18 protein-coding genes are annotated in these 15,885 nt (G+C 63.3%); 11 read left to right on the top strand and 7 right to left on the bottom strand.

Annotated features, from left to right (window positions below; translation table 11 throughout):
* The first annotated feature begins 16 nt into the window (after nucleotides 1-16).
* Nucleotides 17-925, top strand: a complete 909-nt coding sequence (locus J4F42_11450; GenBank protein MCE2486120.1) for a proline iminopeptidase-family hydrolase — start codon at nucleotides 17-19, stop codon at nucleotides 923-925.
* Nucleotides 926-936: 11 nt separating this feature from the next.
* Here the strand turns inward: J4F42_11450 and J4F42_11445 are convergent, their stop codons facing one another.
* A complete protein-coding gene (locus tag J4F42_11445) occupies nucleotides 937-2,139 on the bottom strand; it encodes a membrane dipeptidase (GenBank protein ID MCE2486119.1) in 1,203 nt (400 codons plus the stop codon).
* Between the two features lie 119 nt (nucleotides 2,140-2,258).
* On the opposite strand from J4F42_11445, the gene J4F42_11440 reads away from it, so the two are divergent.
* Entirely contained in the window at nucleotides 2,259-2,942 is a 684-nt protein-coding gene (locus J4F42_11440; protein MCE2486118.1) for a nitroreductase family protein, read from the top strand.
* Between the two features lie 6 nt (nucleotides 2,943-2,948).
* On the opposite strand, the gene J4F42_11435 is transcribed toward J4F42_11440, so the two are convergent.
* Complete coding sequence (locus J4F42_11435; protein ID MCE2486117.1) at nucleotides 2,949-3,629, bottom strand: MBL fold metallo-hydrolase; 681 nt, start codon at nucleotides 3,627-3,629, stop codon at nucleotides 2,949-2,951.
* 238 nt (nucleotides 3,630-3,867) lie between these two features.
* On the opposite strand from J4F42_11435, the gene J4F42_11430 reads away from it, so the two are divergent.
* From J4F42_11430 to J4F42_11420, 3 genes are all read left to right on the top strand, one after another.
* A complete protein-coding gene (locus J4F42_11430; GenBank protein ID MCE2486116.1) occupies nucleotides 3,868-7,320 on the top strand; it encodes an ATP-grasp domain-containing protein in 3,453 nt (1,150 codons plus the stop codon).
* A gap of 64 nt (nucleotides 7,321-7,384) precedes the next feature.
* Nucleotides 7,385-9,478: a molybdopterin-dependent oxidoreductase gene (locus J4F42_11425; protein ID MCE2486115.1), complete on the top strand. Its 2,094-nt coding sequence runs from the start codon at nucleotides 7,385-7,387 to the stop codon at nucleotides 9,476-9,478.
* Nucleotides 9,475-10,641 carry a pyridoxal phosphate-dependent aminotransferase gene (locus J4F42_11420; protein MCE2486114.1) on the top strand — a complete coding sequence of 389 codons (1,167 nt, stop codon included), beginning with the start codon at nucleotides 9,475-9,477 and terminating at the stop codon, nucleotides 10,639-10,641. The genes J4F42_11425 and J4F42_11420 overlap by 4 nt, the downstream gene beginning before the upstream one ends.
* A 7-nt stretch (nucleotides 10,642-10,648) precedes the next feature.
* Here the strand turns inward: J4F42_11420 and J4F42_11415 are convergent, their stop codons facing one another.
* Entirely contained in the window at nucleotides 10,649-11,398 is a 750-nt protein-coding gene (locus J4F42_11415; GenBank protein ID MCE2486113.1) for a hypothetical protein, read from the bottom strand.
* Between the two features lie 139 nt (nucleotides 11,399-11,537).
* Between J4F42_11415 and J4F42_11410 the strand changes: the two genes are divergently transcribed.
* Nucleotides 11,538-11,993, top strand: a complete 456-nt coding sequence (locus J4F42_11410) for a nuclear transport factor 2 family protein (protein ID MCE2486112.1) — start codon at nucleotides 11,538-11,540, stop codon at nucleotides 11,991-11,993.
* 228 nt (nucleotides 11,994-12,221) lie between these two features.
* On the opposite strand, the gene J4F42_11405 is transcribed toward J4F42_11410, so the two are convergent.
* Nucleotides 12,222-12,617, bottom strand: a complete 396-nt coding sequence (locus J4F42_11405) for a type II toxin-antitoxin system VapC family toxin (protein MCE2486111.1) — start codon at nucleotides 12,615-12,617, stop codon at nucleotides 12,222-12,224.
* Complete coding sequence (locus J4F42_11400) at nucleotides 12,614-12,862, bottom strand: type II toxin-antitoxin system Phd/YefM family antitoxin (protein ID MCE2486110.1); 249 nt, start codon at nucleotides 12,860-12,862, stop codon at nucleotides 12,614-12,616. Before J4F42_11400 ends, J4F42_11405 begins: the two co-directional genes overlap by 4 nt.
* An 83-nt stretch (nucleotides 12,863-12,945) precedes the next feature.
* Between J4F42_11400 and J4F42_11395 the strand changes: the two genes are divergently transcribed.
* A complete protein-coding gene (locus J4F42_11395; GenBank protein ID MCE2486109.1) occupies nucleotides 12,946-13,164 on the top strand; it encodes a type II toxin-antitoxin system HicB family antitoxin in 219 nt (72 codons plus the stop codon).
* Between the two features lie 254 nt (nucleotides 13,165-13,418).
* On the opposite strand, the gene J4F42_11390 is transcribed toward J4F42_11395, so the two are convergent.
* Both J4F42_11390 and J4F42_11385 read right to left on the bottom strand, forming a co-directional pair.
* Nucleotides 13,419-13,649 carry a YgiT-type zinc finger protein gene (locus J4F42_11390; protein MCE2486108.1) on the bottom strand — a complete coding sequence of 77 codons (231 nt, stop codon included), beginning with the start codon at nucleotides 13,647-13,649 and terminating at the stop codon, nucleotides 13,419-13,421.
* A 1-nt stretch (nucleotide 13,650) separates the two neighbouring features.
* Nucleotides 13,651-13,968 (bottom strand): type II toxin-antitoxin system MqsR family toxin, encoded by a 318-nt coding sequence (locus J4F42_11385; protein MCE2486107.1) that lies wholly within the window; start codon nucleotides 13,966-13,968, stop codon nucleotides 13,651-13,653.
* A gap of 405 nt (nucleotides 13,969-14,373) precedes the next feature.
* Between J4F42_11385 and J4F42_11380 the strand changes: the two genes are divergently transcribed.
* From J4F42_11380 to J4F42_11365, 4 genes are all read left to right on the top strand, one after another.
* Nucleotides 14,374-14,613, top strand: coding sequence for a type II toxin-antitoxin system HicB family antitoxin (locus J4F42_11380; protein MCE2486106.1), 240 nt, complete (start codon nucleotides 14,374-14,376; stop codon nucleotides 14,611-14,613).
* A gap of 196 nt (nucleotides 14,614-14,809) precedes the next feature.
* A complete protein-coding gene (locus J4F42_11375; protein MCE2486105.1) occupies nucleotides 14,810-15,142 on the top strand; it encodes a TIR domain-containing protein in 333 nt (110 codons plus the stop codon).
* A complete protein-coding gene (locus J4F42_11370; GenBank protein MCE2486104.1) occupies nucleotides 15,087-15,614 on the top strand; it encodes a hypothetical protein in 528 nt (175 codons plus the stop codon). Before J4F42_11375 ends, J4F42_11370 begins: the two co-directional genes overlap by 56 nt.
* Nucleotides 15,615-15,680: 66 nt before the next feature.
* The coding region (locus tag J4F42_11365; protein MCE2486103.1) for a hypothetical protein at nucleotides 15,681-15,885 on the top strand (205 nt) is incomplete at its 3' end.

The following is a 15,885-nucleotide window of genomic DNA, read 5'->3' as shown; positions in this document are numbered from 1 at the left end:
CGAGCAGGAGGGCGCGGTGAGCGAGGTCAAGACCGGCGGTATTCGGATGATCCCTATTGCGGGCGGCTATCAGGTGTGGACCAAACGCCTGGGCTCGGGCTCGATTCCGCTCCTGACGCTGCACGGCGGGCCGGGCTGTACCCACGAATACTTCGCTTGCTTTGAGGATTTTCTGCCCCAGCACGACATCCAGCTGATCTATTACGACCAGCTCGGCTCGGCCTATTCCGACCAGCCGGACGACCCCAGCCTGTGGACGCTGGAACGCTTTTGCCAGGAGGTCGAGCAGGTCAGGCAGGCGCTGGAGCTGGACCAGTTCTACCTGTTCGGCCACTCCTGGGGGGGCATGTTGGGGATTGAATACGCCCTGCGCCACCAGGCCCACCTCAAGGGCCTGATCGTCTCCAACATGACCGCCAGCATCGCCTCCTACGTGGCCTATACCACCGAGCTGCGCCAGCAGTTGGCCCCAGACGTGCTACGCCTGCTGGAAGACTACGAAGCCCGCCAAGACTACACGGCTCCCGAATACGAAGACGCGCTGTTCAGCCACCTGTACACCAAGCATATCTGCCGGCTCGATCCCTGGCCCGAGCCGCTGACCCGCATGTTTCGACACCTGAGCAAGCCGGTCTACGAGACCATGCAGGGGCCGAGCGAGTTCGTGGTCACGGGCACCTTCAAGGACTGGGATCGTTGGGCCGACCTGTCCCGAATCGCGTGTCCGACTCTACTGTCGGTCGGCCGTTTCGACACCATGCGGGTGGCGGACATTGAGCGCATGGCCAGCCTGATGCCACACGCCCGGGTGTCGATCTGTGAGCGGGGCAGCCACTGCGCCATGTACGACGACCAGGACGCCTATTTCCGCGCCCTGGTGCGCTTCATCCAGGATGTCGAAGCCGGGCGCTTTGCCTCGGGCTGAAACGAGCGGACTCAGCGGATCCAGACCTGTTTGAGAACCCGCAGCGCATTGCCGCCCATGACCTTGGCAATATCCTCGTCGCTGTAGCCGTGTTTGACCAGCCAGCGGACGATATTGGGAAAGTCGGCCGGATTCTCCAGCCCGTCCACATACGCGACCGGCTGGAAGGACTTGTTGCCGAGGACTTTTGCGACCGACAGTTGGGCGGCATAGGCCCGGTGCAGGCCAACGTGGTCGCCGAACATGGTATCCGGCCCGAAACCGACGTGATCGACCCCCAGCAGACGCACCGCGTACTCGAAGTGCTCCATGCACGAGTCAAGCGTATGCCGGGGGTGACGCTCGGTCAGGGTCGTGTGCGGGGCGGCCTCAATGCCCAGCACACCGCCCTTGGCGGCCAGGGCTTCGAGGACGTGGTCGGGCTTGAGGCGCGGCGTGTCCCACAGGGCCCGCGCGCCGGCGTGCGAGATGACAATCGGCTGTTGGCTGACCTCAATCGTGTCCAGGCTGGTCTGGTCGCCACAGTGGGCGGTATCGATCAGGATACCGAGCTTGTTCATGCGTTCCACCGCCTGCCGCCCGAAGTCGGTCAGGCCGGCGTCGCCAGTCTCGCGCAGGCCGCTGCCCAGCACGTTCGATTCACTGTAGGTGATGCCCATGCTGCGCACACCGAACCCGTACAGCACGTCGAGCCGGTCGAGTTCGTTCTCTATGGGAGTGGTCGACTCAAGGGTCGGCACCAGGGCCAGCCGCCCCGTCTGGTGGGCACTCAGGATATCGCGCACCCCGTCACACACGACGATGAAGTCCTGGTGGGCCAGATCACACAAACGCATGCCCAGGTCGTGGATGATGTCGCTCCACTTCCAGCCGGCCTGCGAGGTGATGGTACACAGGCCGTTCATCAGGTTGTCGAAAACGGCGTCCAGGCCGGAGGCCGCCAAGCCCTCAAAACCGCTGACGTCGCGTCCCAAGCGCTTTTGCTCGAAGATCTCGCTCACATCCTCGGGCACCACGACCGGGTGATCGTGCATGGAGACGGCGACGTGCCGGGCCAGCAGGTCCTGGACGCGCTGTTCCTGGTCGGGGCTGAGGGCGACCCGGGCCGACGGCACCCGCCCGACCTGTTTGGCTAGCCTGAAGGCTTTGTAGTCGGACTCGGCATCCAGGTACTGATACGAGCGATAGCCTGCGTAGTGTTTGGGCGTGCCCATGGCTGGACCTCCTTGTCAGCCCGGATTATCCTGCGCTCAGCGCGTCTTTGTCAAAGGCCGGCCGGTGATGTCCACGTCCACCCGGGTGTGGACACGCCAGGCCCAAAAGGAGGAATCTCATGGACCTGACAAGCATAGACCATATTCTGACCACAACGCGGTCGGTGAAAAAACGCCTGGACTTCAGCCGTCCAGTCGATCCCGACGTGATCCAGCGCTGTATCGAGATCGCCCTGCAATCGCCCACCGGCGTCAACTCCCAGGGCTGGTATTTCCTGGTCGTGACCGACCCGGACAAACGCCTGGCGCTGGGCGAGGTCTACCGCCGGGCCATGCGCGATTATGTGGAGTTCCAGAACCAGCAGCCGCCCCAGTATCCGACCGACAGCTTGCGGGCGGGTCAGTGGCAGCGCATGCTGGACGCCAGCATGTACCTGAACGAGCGCGTCCACGAGGCCCCGGTCCACATCATCCCCTGCATCAACACCCAGGTGAAAGACTACCCGCTGCTGTTCCAGTCTCCCACGCCGAGTTCGTTCTACCACGCCTCGCTGTACGGCTCGATTCTGCCCGCAGCCTGGTCGCTGATGCTGGCCCTGCGCACGCGCGGCCTGGGCACGGCCTGGACCACCGTCCACCTGGTCTACGAGAAGGAGGCGGCCGAGATTCTGGATATTCCGGACACTATCTTACAGGTTGCGCTGCTGCCGGTGGCCCACTTTACGGGCGACGATTTCAGACCGGCCAAGCGTCTGCCGGTCGAAGAGGTCACCTACTGGAACGGCTGGGGCCGGCCGCGCTGACGGTCCCTAGTTTTTGTGGGGATTCTTCACCGGGCTGCCGTGGCCGGGAATGATCCAGTCGGCGATCTGCAAGATCTTTTCCCGGTTGGCGTCGAGGCTGGCCTGGCTCCAGGCCAGCGGGTCCTCGCCGGGCTGGATATCGGCAAACGCCCACAGGTGGGTCAGGACGTAGATGCCCTGGTCGGTCTCGACCACTAGAGAGGCGTCCTCCTCGGTATGGCCCGGCGTGCGTACGACCCTGATACCGGGCGCCAGCTCGTACTCCTCGCCGTGATCCTGCCACAGGTCGCCCTTGTAGCGCGCCCAGAAGTCGACCAGCTCGGCGTTGGGGAACAGGGCGATATTCACCGTGTGGTCGGGATGGTGATGGCTGATGAAGATATGGCTCACCTCCTCGGGCGAGACGCCCTCTTTTTGCAGCGCGTCGATAATCAGCGCCCGATCAGTCACCATACCGGGGTCGGCCACCAGGGTGACCGCCTCGCCCCGCACCAGGACGACCGTGCCGGCCACGTGTCGGGCGCCGTCGTCCGATACGCCGGGCATGGGTTGGCGTCCCTCTATGGGCTTGACGTAGCCCTCAATGAGGACGCTGACCGTGTTCTGCGCCCGGACGGACTGGGGCGCCCAGCCCGCTCCCGCGAGTATCACCACCAGTATCAGTATTCCCGTTCCGGTCTGTCGCATACGGTCCTCCGCTGTGCCGGTCATAGCTCTGCGTGCAGGCCCTACATGCCACACCCGGCCGGCTCTTGTCCAGCGTCTGATTCGGCCCGGCGAGCGCCCGCCACCGCCGACTCGCATAGCGGGGGACGGGTTGAGCGACCGCGTGGCTGATGGCATCCTGAGCGCGCCGAGCCACGGCGTCAGAGCACGCTGACCGCGTCGGCGTGCGGTTTCGGCCGTGCTCGCAAAGGAGGGTTCGATGAGTCAACAGGGGCGAGAAGAGACCGGCCTCACACGCGTCTTGATCAGTAATCGCGGCGAGATTGCCATTCGCGTCGCCAAAGCCGCAGCCGCCCTCGGCATGGAATCGGTGGGCGTGTACGCTGCGGTCGATGCGCTGTCGCTACATACCCGGTTCACCACCGAAACGCGTGAGATCGCCAGCCGCAACGGGGACGCTGCGGACGCGGTGCGCGCCTACCTCGACGCCCAGGCTCTTATCCAGGCAGCCCAGGCGACGGGTTGCGACTGCGTCCACCCGGGCTACGGCTTCCTGTCCGAGAACGCGGCCTTTGCCGAGCGCTGCGCGTCCGAGGGCCTGACCTTTGTCGGTCCGCCGCCTGCGGCGCTGGCACTGTTCGGGGACAAGCTGCGCGCCCGCCGGCTGGCCCAGTCGCTGCACATTCCGGTCGTACCCGGCAGCGCACAGCCGCTGACCTCGGCGGACGAAGCCGCACGGCTGGCCGCTGAGCTTGGCTATCCGGTCATGCTCAAGGCAGCGGCGGGCGGCGGCGGGCGCGGCATGCGCACGGTCGAACGCGCCGAGGACATGCCCGAGGCCCTTGAGCGCTGCCGCAGCGAGGCCCAGGCCGCCTTTGGCGACGGCGCGGTGTTCGTTGAAAAACTCATCCGCCGGCCGCGACACATCGAGGTCCAGATCCTGGCCGACGCCCACGGCAACGCGGTCCATCTTTACGAACGGGACTGCTCGGTCCAGCTCAGAAACCAGAAGGTCGTGGAGATAGCCCCGGCGCCGGCGCTCGACAACACGGTCCGTGACAAGCTGTTCGCCGACGCGCTCAAGCTGGTCCGTGCCGCGGACTACGTCAACGCCGGAACCGTGGAGTTCCTGGTCGCGCCCGAAACCGGCCAGCACTTCTTCCTCGAATGCAACCCGCGCATCCAGGTCGAGCACACAGTCACCGAGCAGGTGACGGGCATAGACCTGGTCGAGGCGCAGTTCCAGATTGCGGCCGGTGCGACGCTTGAGTCCCTGGGTCTGGGCGACCAGCGGGTCGTGAGCGCCCCGCGCGGCTTTGCCGTCCAGGCCAGGGTCGTTGCCAGAGGCGGGGGAACGCTGAGCGCCTATAAAGAACCCACAGGGCCGGGCGTGCGGGTCGACGCCTGCGGCTACCTCGGCTACACCCCACCGCCCCAGTTCGACCCACTGCTGGCCAAGGTTGTGTGTTCGTCCAGCTCTTCGGCGTCCTTTGCCTCGGCCCTTGACCGGACTCTGCGTGCGCTGGACGAGTTCCATATTGCCGGGCTGCCGACAAACCTGCCCCAGCTCAAGACCATCCTCTCTCACCCGGCCGTCCGGGCCGGCGATGCCCGCACCTCGCTGCTGGCCGAGGAACCTCAACTCCTGGCGCCCACGGCCTTGGACGCGGGCAACGGCGCCGTGGCGCTGCTGGAACAGCAGGCGCGCAGCCTGGGCATAGACGCGCCGACCGGCGTGCACCCGCCACCCGCCTCCTTCGCGCCGGCTCTGGAGGTGAATCCCGGCCAACACGCGGTCGCGTGTCCGATGGCCGGGGCTGTGGTGGAGCTGCGAGCGCAGGAAGATACTGTAGTAGCCGCCGGCGATACCCTGCTGATCCTCAGCGCGATGAAGATGGAGTCCGTAATCACGGCGCCGTGCGCGGGCGTGGTAACGGCCGCCCAAGCCTTGAGCGTCGGAGACAACGTGGCCGTCGGACAGGTGGTGATGGTGCTCACCCCGACTGAGGGTGCGGATACCCGCCACCCACAGCCGCCGGCCGACGCGCAGACCTGGGCTCCGGTTCTGGATCAGGTCGCAGCCCTGCAACAGCTGGCCCTGAAGCGGCTGGCGCCGGGCTCCGACGACCCGGGCGTCGTCCGGCAGCGCGGCCGCGGCAAGCTGACCTGTCGGGAGCGTATCGAGCTGCTGGTGGACGACGGCAGCTTCCGCGAGGTGGGCAGCGTGGCCGGATTCGCCTCGTACGCCGAAGACGGCAGCATTCTGGATTTCACGCCCGCCAACCATGTCGGCGGTTGGGGCAAGATCGACGGCCGCTCCGCAGTCGTGTGTGCCGACGACTTTACCTCGCGCGGTGGGCATGCGGACGGAGCGATCAGCGCCAAGAGCATCTACCTGGACCGCCTGTCCCTGGAGCTGCGCCTGCCCTCGGTCCGGCTGCTGGACGGCTCATCGGGCGGCGGCAGCGTGGCGGCCATGGTCCCGGCCCAGAAAAAAGAGGGCGAGAGTAGCGCCAAAGAGAGCGCCGGGGCGATCAAGGCCGGCCGGCCGCGGGTTGCCGGCGGTGGCGGCTCCCACCTGCCCGGGGAGCTGGGCAGCAGCATGTACACCGAGCAGCTGTGCAGCGTGCCGGTGGTCAACCTGCTGCTCGGCAGCGTGGTCGGCATCGGAGCGGCCAAGGCCGTCCTGGGCCACTTCTCGGTCATGGTCCGCGACATCGCCCAGCTGTTTGTGGCCGGACCGCCGGTCGTGCGCCACGCCATGGGCTATGACATCACCAAAGAAGAGCTGGGCGGCTGGCAGGTCCACTGCCGCAACGGCTCGGTGGATAACCTGGCCGAGACCGAACAGGAAGCAATGGCGATGACCAGGCGCTTTCTGTCCTACCTGCCGTCGAGCGTGTATGAAACGCCCCCGGTCCTGCCACCCACAGCCGACGATCCGCCCGACCGCCGTGAGGAGGAGCTGTTCAGCCTCATCCCGCGCAAGCGCACCACGACCTTTGACATACGCAGAGCCATCAGCCTGATGGCCGATATCGGCTCCTTCTTCGAGATTGGGCCGCTGTGGGGCACCGACCAGATCACCGGCTTTGTGCGCTTCAACGGCTATCCGATGGGGGTCATCGCCTCAGACAGCCAGCACATCAACGGCGGCGCGCTGACCGCAGACGGGTGCAGCAAGCTGACCCGCCACCTGGACCTGTGCGATCTGTTCCACCTGCCGATCCTGAACCTGATCGACAACCCGGGCTTTGCCGTGGGTCTGGAGCATGAGACGACCGGCACGATCCGCCGCGGCGGTGAGTGGATGATCGCCTTCGCCCAGGTCCGTGTTCCCATTTTCACCGTCCTGATGCGGCGCAGCTTTGGCGTGGCTGGCAACAACTACGCCACCCCGCGCTCACGGCCGTCAATGCGCGTCGCCTGGCCGGCTACGGACGCGGGCGGTATTCCTCCCGAGGGCGGGATCGAGGCCGCCTATAAGCGGCAGCTGGCCGAAGCGGCCGACCCCCAGGCGTTTCGCGACGAACTCATGGCCCGGATTGAGAGCACGCGGGGACCGCTGGGGCCTTTGTCCAAGTTTCAGCTTGAGGAGATGATCGACCCCAGGGACACCCGAAAACTGGTCTGCGAGTGGCTGGAGGTGGCCCACAAGCTGGTATCGCAGCCGGCCCGGCTGGTGCCGCGGGTGTTGCAGTTCCGGCCCTAAGCGCCCGGCTTTGCGCGCTTGGACCTGCATGTGCTACACGCACACGTAGACTAAGGAGGCAGCCATGTCACACATTGCCCACGTCGCGTGTCCCCACGATTGTCCTGATTCGTGTCTGATGGATGTGACCGTAGACCACGGCCGGGCGGTCAGCGTCCGGGCCAACGCAGACCATCCGTTTACGCGCGGGGCACTGTGCGCCAAGGTCAACAAATTCCTCGACCGGGTGTACGCGCCCGACCGCCTGCTGCATCCGGTCAGGCGGGTCGGCCCAAAGGGGCCGGGAGCGCGCTTTGAGCAAATCTCGTGGGACGAGGCCATCGCCACTACCTGCCGCCAGATGCGGGCGGCTATTGACCAGCACGGTCCGCAGTCGATTCTGCCCTACTCCTACCGCGGCAATAACGGGGTGTATCAGAGCAACGGCCTGGACCGGCGTTTCTTCCACGCCCTGGGCGCGTCAACCCTGGCGCGGACCATCTGCGCGGGCGGGCTGTACGGCGCGCTGGCCTACTCGGACGTTTTTTTCGGCTTTGCCCCCGAGGGTCTGGTCAACAGCAAACTGATCATCTTCTGGGCGGCAAACCCGCTCAACACCGGTTTTCACGTCTGGCCTCTGGTCCAGGAGGCGCGTCGTCGCGGGGCGCGTGTGATTACGATTGATCCCTACCGCTCACGCACCGCTCGGGCGGGCGACGAGCATGTTTTTATCCGGCCGGGCACGGACGCGGCCCTGGCTCTGGCCATGCTGAAGGTCATCGAACACGAGGGTCTGGTCGATGCGGACTATGTGCGCGAGTACAGCCTCGGCTATGAGGCCTTTGTTGACCGGCTCCACAGCCTGTCCCTGGCCGAGCTGTCGGCCGCCTGCGGTATCCCGCTTGAAAAGATTCAAGAGCTGGCCCGCGACTACGCGACAACCCGGCCGGCCGCCATCCGCATCGGGATCGGCATTCAGCGCAACGGCGGGGCTGCGGCCGCGATCCGGGCGGTGGCGTGTTTGCCGGCCCTGACCGGCGCCTGGCGCGAGGTCGGGGGCGGGCTGTGTAATTTTGGCGGAGCGATGTTCACCGCCCAGAACATGACAGCAGTGATGCGGCCCGACCTGTCTCCGCCGGGCACCCGAGAGATCAACATGGTGCGCCTGGCCGAGCACCTGCTCGACCCCACGCTCGACCCGCCGATCAAGGTCATCTACAACTACAACTGCAACCCGGCCGCCTCGCTGCCCGACCAGACCAGCCTGCGGCGCGCCCTGCAACGCCCCGATCTGTTCACCGTGGTCCACGACATGTTCCTGACCGATAGTGCCGACTACGCCGATATCGTGCTGCCGGCCACCTCACCCCTGGAGCACGACGACGCCGTCCTAGCCTATGGTGGCGATTTTGGCAGCTTCAGTCCCCAGGCGATCGCACCGCTGGGCGAGGCCAAGTCCAATGCTGAGGTGTTTCAGTTGCTGGCCGCCGGGCTGGGCATTACCGAGCCGGCCGTGTACGCCTCGGCGTCCCAGCTGACGGCCGAGTCGCTCAAGAAGCAGGTGCCCAGCGACGCGTTCCTCAGCCAGCCCTTTGTCCGCACCCGGTCCGAGCCGGATCTGCTGCCGCGCGCCCGAGGCGGTTTTCTGACCCCGTCGGGCAAGTTCGAGTTCTGGTGCGAGAAGCTGGCCCGCGACGGGCTCGACCCCCTGCCCGGCTTCGTGCCGCCCCACGAAACACTGAGTGACGGCCCCTACCCGCTCAACTTTCTGCCCCGCAAACACAAGGACTCGCTCAACTCCTCCTACGGCCACCTGCCGGTGATGCGCCGCCAGGAAAACACCGCCCGAACCCTGGAAATCCACCCTGACGACGCCGCAGCCCGGGGACTGCAAGACGGCGCGGACGTCCGGGTGTTCAACGCCCGGGGCGCGTTCGTCATGCCGCTCACAATCTCGACCAATGTCGCGCCCGGCACAGTCGCCACCTTCTGGGGCTGGTGGGACAAACTGTCCGGCGGCAGGGGCAACGTGAACAACGTGACCTCGGCCAAACTGACCGACCTGGGCGGTGGCGGCACCTTCTACGACTGCCGGGTCGAGGTCGAGCCCTGGCGGGGAGCTGCGGGCCAGACAGACCGTGGTGCGGACGGCTCGGGGAACAGGACGGCCACGGCATGAGCACCCTGCGCCGCGAGTTCGAGAGCCTGCGCCAGAACGGCATCACCAAGGTCGGCCTGCCCCGCATCGGCGACCCGTCGGTTATTCCGCTGTGGTTCGGCGAGGGCGACCTGCCGACTCCGGCATTCATCCGCGAGGCCGCCAAGGGCGCGCTCGACGACGGGCTGACCTTTTACAACCATCCCGCAGGACGGCCGGATCTGCGAGCGGCAATCAAGGACTATCTCGACCGCCTGTACGGGATTGAGCTTGACCTGGGCCGCGTCGTCGTGCCGGGCTCGACCATGCTGGGTATCTCGATGGCGGCGCGGATGACGCTCGGCTCCGGCGACCACGGCCTGATCGTCAGCCCCAACTGGCCCAATATCGACCGTGCCTTCCAGATGACGGGCGCGACGTTTGACTTCGTGCGCCAACGGATCGAGCCGCAGGGCTGGCGGCTGGAGCTTGACGACCTGTTCGCCGCCGCCCGGCCGAAGACCAAGGCGCTTTTTCTCAACAGTCCCTGCAATCCCACCGGCTGGGTCATGCCGGCCGACGAACAACAGCGGCTGCTCGATTTCTGCCGCGGGCGGGGCATCGTCATCATCGCCGACGAGGTCTATCACCGCAACGTCTTCGACGGCGATGTCGCCCCCTCGTTTCTGTCCATCGCCGAGCCGGACGACCCGCTCATCGTCGTCAACGGCTTCTCCAAGGCGTTTGCCATGACCGGCTGGCGGCTGGGCTGGATGGTCATACCGACCGGCTATGGCGAGCAGATGACCGCCCTGTCCGAGTGCTCCAATACCGGCGCCCCGCCCTTTATCCAGATGGCGGGCATCACCGCCCTCACCCAGGGTGAATCCTTCGTGCGCGAGCTGCGCGAGCGCTACCGGGCCGGCCGCCAGATGGTGATGCAGATGCTGGCCCCCCATCCACGCGTTGAGCTGAGCGAGCCGGCGGGCGCCTTCTACGCCTTTCCCCGCGTCCGCGGCCTGCGCTCCAGCCTGGACTTCGTGCAGGGCCTGCTGGCCGAGAAAAACGTCGGCCTGGCGCCGGGCTTCACCTTTGGGCCGGGCAACGAGGACCACTTCCGGCTGTGCTTCGCCCAGTCTCACGAGCGGCTCGAAACCGCGCTGAGCCGCCTCCGCGACTACCTCGAGGACTACGACTTCGACTAGGCGTCACTTAGACGCCCGACACGATATATTCCTGGCGGACGCCCCGGGCGTCCATCTCGTACTCCAGTTCTGTCACCGGCGGACGGGCGTAGTGCCACTGGAGGCCGTGGCGGCTCTGCTGAGCAGGCCGCAAGCTCGTTTCGAGCAGCGCATGGATATCGCGAACGGTGTACACCTGAACCGTGGTGACATCCGTCCAGCCGACTTCCAGCTCGCGCAGGCGAGCCGCCAGGGTATCCAGCACATGATCGGCTTTTCTGGTCAGCCCCTCGGGCGAGACATCCCCGTGGCTCACAATCTCGTAGCCCTCGCCCCCGTCGGACCGGCGTTGAGTTTCGGCCGAACCGGACAGGACAAACGTCGTGCCCCGCTGCTGGCTGGGCAGGGTATACGAGAAGCCGTACACCCCGGGTTCGGCGGGCGGGTGGACCGCAGGCGCCACATTCGTTCGGGCGACGGGGTTCACCCCATCGACGGGCAGGTCCCAGTCGGTCAGGCGTGCGATATACGGCGCGTTGAACTCGGCAAACGCCTGGGCTGACAGCGGCTGGGGTATGCGCAGCTCCATGCCGCACAGCGCCTGGATGGGGCGCCCGAGGCTTTGCAGATGACGCTCGATCAGCCCGAAGCCGGCCTGTAAGGAGGGCAGGGGATGAAAGCGGGCGTGGACAATCTCATAGCCGGGCTGGGCTTTACAGCCCGAACAAAAGGGACCGATGCCTTTGATGAAGGTGTAATTGCCAATCGGCTGCTGCATGAGCATAGGGACTCCTTGTCGGGCCGGATGAAGCCGAGCCTTAGCACTTTTCCGCTCGCCCGGCCACCGTATGCGGGAGCGCCGGCCGTCGCTATAATGGCCGCGTCAACGCCAACCGAGCGACACAGGAGGAACCACAATGGACATGACAGAACTCGAACAACGTCTCACCCGGATGGAAGACATTGAGGCCATCAAGCAGTTGAAGGCCGAGTATTGCGATATCTGCGACGACGATCATAATCCGGGTCGCATCACCACGATCTTTGCCGAAGACGGCATCTGGGAGGCGGCAGGTTTTGGCAAGGGCGAGGGCCACGCCGGCATCCGGGAGCTGTTCCAAGGCTTCCAAAAAATGATCAGCTTCTCCCAGCACATGGTGATGAACCCGGTCATCAAGGTCGAGGGTGAGCGTGCCACCGGCCGGTGGTATTTCATCGGGCCGTTCACCTTTGGCGAGACCACGGCAAAGTGGCAGGCGGTTCGCTACGAGGACGACTACGTCAAGGTGGGCGGCGAGTGGAAGATTCAGCACCTGCGCGCTCAGGTGCGGATGAGCACCGACTACGAGACCAGTTGGGCCAAGCAAGACTGAGAGGCGATACAACTCTCCGAGTGGGAGTGACTGCCAATGACACGCGACGTGTTTCTGAGTTTCAGCACGGAAGACAAGGGGCTTGTCGATCTCTTTCTGAGCCAAGCGAGGTGTTTCGTGACTACTCGATTAAGGAGACGTTTGAACACGCCTGGAAGACGAACGCGGAACGGCTCATTCGAGCCTGTAGGGAGAGCCTTGTGTCTCTGGACGGAGCCCCATCAATGCCTACAAGGTCGGAACAAGAGCAGATTGGATGATTTGTTTGTCGTGTGTCAGCAATGTTGCGCCGAGAAGCTGGGCCGAGGCAATAATGATGCGGTCGGCTGGGTCACGATGAAAGGAAGACGGCAGGGCAGCCACTGCCGCAGCAATGGCAGGGGAGATGCCAACCCGTTGTACTAGGGGTGGGGCGGTCGCGGCTTCGAGCCAGTCCCGTAGTGGCAGATGGAATGAGAGACGCTTGAGATTGTACAGGGTCGCAATCTCCCACAGCGTGATATCAGAGACCCACAGCGGGTTCTCAGGGCTGGCTTGCTCAAGGACTCTTTTCTGCTCCACTGACAGACGCAGGTCGGTCCCCAGCCAGTAAATCAGAATATGGGTATCAAGGAGCACCTTCACTTGATCTTCTCCCGTTCAGCGTCCCAGGCGTCGGCGTCCAGGACTGGTTCGACAATATCTCCATGAATTTTCACTGTTCCGAACAGGGCGTCCTGCGGGTAGCCATGCTGTCTGGGGACAGGCGGAACAAGCTGGGCAACCGGTTTCCCACGTTTCATAATTGTTACCGACTGTCCGGTCTGTACGACTTCGTCGAGAATAGCCAGACATTTTGCCTTGAACTCTGACGCGTTGATTTCTCTCATGTGACCAGGCTACGTGACCAGTCAAGAAAATCAATCCTGATTGCAGGTGGGAACGTTCTCCAAGTGGCTCAGTGGAAGGAAAAATGCGTTACACGGTTCTTGTCGAAGCCGTCTGGTGCCCTGCGCTCAAGGGGTGTCATTCGCAGGGGGAGATGCAAGAAGAAGCGCTGGAGAACATCCGGGAGGCCGTAGCCGCCTACCTGGAGAGCGCACAGGCCGACGGCCTGCCCCTCCCGGCAGACGTAACGATCCACCACTCTCTCCTAAGAGGATTTCGGACGCTTTCTTTAGAGGGTCTATGAAGCAAAAGGACTTTGAGCGTTTGGCAGCAAGCGTCAAGCAGGCAGGGACGATTCGCCGAGGGCAACTCAGCCCCGGACGGACGACCGAGTTTCGGCCTGAAGACGTGGGCAAGATTCGCACTCAGCCAGCCCGTCAACGGGGTTCTTGATTGCGCAATGTTCTGTTGACCACGAGACGCTTTGAAAAAGACCGCGAAGGCCAGGAGCGCAGCACGAGGGGCATGAAATGCAAGTGACGCGGACAGACAAGGGGGTTATTGAGCCGCAAGTTGAACGGTGCGTTGGCTTTTGGACTGGGCCTTGAGCCGCTTCAGCATCCGGTCGGAGACCTTCATATCGTCGCCGGTATGGATGCTCTCATCGCACTCGTCGCAATACCAGCCGGGCATCTCGAACGTTGACGACTGGTCCTTATAGGAGATCGTCATCGGCGCAACGCCACGCTTCATCGGCGTCCCCGTTTCCGGGCAAATCGGAGCGGTCATCTTACTTCTCCTTAAACGACAGGAGCAGAAATTCAGTCACAGCATCGGCTGTGAACTTTACATGCAGCGTCCCTACCTCCGACGGCACATAATAGACATCCTGCCAAACTTGATGATCGGCATAGGAGGTCATCGACTTGTGGAAGTGTGTTCTCTGTATGGACTGAACGGTATCAATGATCTCAGCACTTCCAAACCCCAAGGCTGCTGCATCTTGTATTGCCGAACCCGTGGCCTTTAAGCCTGCTGCCGTGGCAAACGCGGTCTTGATGGCTTTCAGATCATACGTCGGCTTTCGTTTCTCCGACATTGCCATCATATAGCCCCATGCTGGTGTTTTCGCAAGGAACGCCGTCTGATTGACGCTTGAGAGCAAATAACGATGCTGTATAGCCGCCCGTCATTCCTGCAAAAGCAGGAATCCAGCCCCCAAGCCCCCCGCCTCTGGATGCCGGATCACGCCCGGCATGACGAGAGCGGAACGGCCTGGCTACAGCCTAACGTAAACCGCTAGCTACGGGACTGTTTTGCTCCTCCTGGAGGTCGCTCCGCCTCCACCAGCAATCTCCCGGCTCACGCTTGGGCAGCTGCGCCTGACTGCTTATGCGGCTCGTGGGCCTTGCCGCCCAGACGGTTCTTGATTGCACTATAAGCGCGGGCTAATCTCACGGCATCTGGGACTGATCCGAACCAGGACGATTCCAAAGTTCACCCAAGAGGAAACATGCGTTACACCGTCATCCTAGAAGCCGAAGAGGAAGGGGGCTTCCATGTCTGGTGCCCCGCTCTCAAGGGGTGTCATTCGCAGGGGGAGACGCAAGAAGAAGCACTGGAGAACATCCGGGAGGCCGTAGCCGCCTACCTGGAGAGCGTACAGGCCGACGGCCTGCCCCTCCCGACAGACGTGACGATCCACCACTCTCTCCTAAGAGGATTTCGGACGCTTTCTTTAGAGGGTCTATGAAACAAAAGGACTTTGAGCGTTTGGCAACAAGCGTCAAGCAGGCAGGGGCGGTTCGCCGAGGCCAACGCAAACCCGGACGAACGACCGAGTTTCGGCCTGAAGACGTGCATGCGGTTCGTGCTCAGACGCGCAACGTGTTTCTGAGTTTCAGCACGGAAGACAAGGGGCTTGTCGATCTCTTTCGGAGGCAAGCGAGGTGTTTCGTGACTACTCGATTAAGGAGACGTTTGAACACGCCTGGAAGACGAACGCGGAACGGCTCATTCGAGCCTGTAGCGTCACGGTCTGCTTGATCGGGAAAACGACGCATCGGAGCAAGGCGGTAGATTGGGAAATCAGAAAGAGCGTGGAGTTGGACAAGTACATCATGGCGGTTTCCCTTGAGCCGACAGTGCCGAGAGTGCCGCCTGCCCTTGCGGCGCTTAACGTTGCCCCCCTACCGTGGGACATCGAGAGAATAGTGGGTGAGTTAAATGGCATCGGAACCGAATACGGTCGAGCAGGAGCTTTTCGGAGAGCCCAATTCTAAAGAGTTGAGCGAGACCGAAGCTTCAGCACTGCTCGAACAATACAAGCTCTTTGTGAGCACCTCGGAATCCCTGGTCTCTCGTCGGCAGCAGGTCAATACGTTCTTCCTATCCGTCAATTCGATCATCCTGGCAACCATAGGACTCCTCATACGTGGGCAAACAGCACCGAGCATAGCCGGTCCCGCGCTCGTCATGCTAGGTCTGAGCGGGATGGTTCTCTGTTTCGCATGGCACAGAATGATCTCATCTTTTGGTCAGCTCAACCGGGGTAAATTCGTCGTCATTCACGCGCTCGAACGCAGACTGCCGGCTCGAATTTTTGCCGCTGAATGGATCGCGCTAGGAGAGGGGAAGGACCAGTCAAAGTACAAGCCATTTACGCGAACCGAATCTTTGACCCCGTGGATCTTCGGCGTACTTGAGACGACAGTGTTCGCTGTCGGAATAATCCTATGGTTTTGTCGAGGGTAGAGCACGATGTGAAGCAGCCGTCGAGATGAAATAGTCATGGACAATTGAGAAACTGAGGCATTGACAATGAGTACACACCAGGTTCACGTTTTCATCAGTCACTCCTGGGCCTATTCAGGTCACTACAACACTCTGGAGGACTGGATATTCGAGAAGAAATGGCGCCAAGGTCAGGCATCGCTCGTCTTTCTGGATTTTTCGGTTCCAAAGAACGATCCCATTCACAATGCGTCAACCGACCGAGCACTCAGGGAAGCAATTTTCAACAAGA

The organism is Desulfurellaceae bacterium, assembly GCA_021296095.1.
Taxonomy (GTDB): domain Bacteria; phylum Desulfobacterota; class Binatia; order Bin18; family Bin18; genus JAAXHF01.
This window is presented reverse-complemented; position numbering and strand designations above follow the sequence as displayed.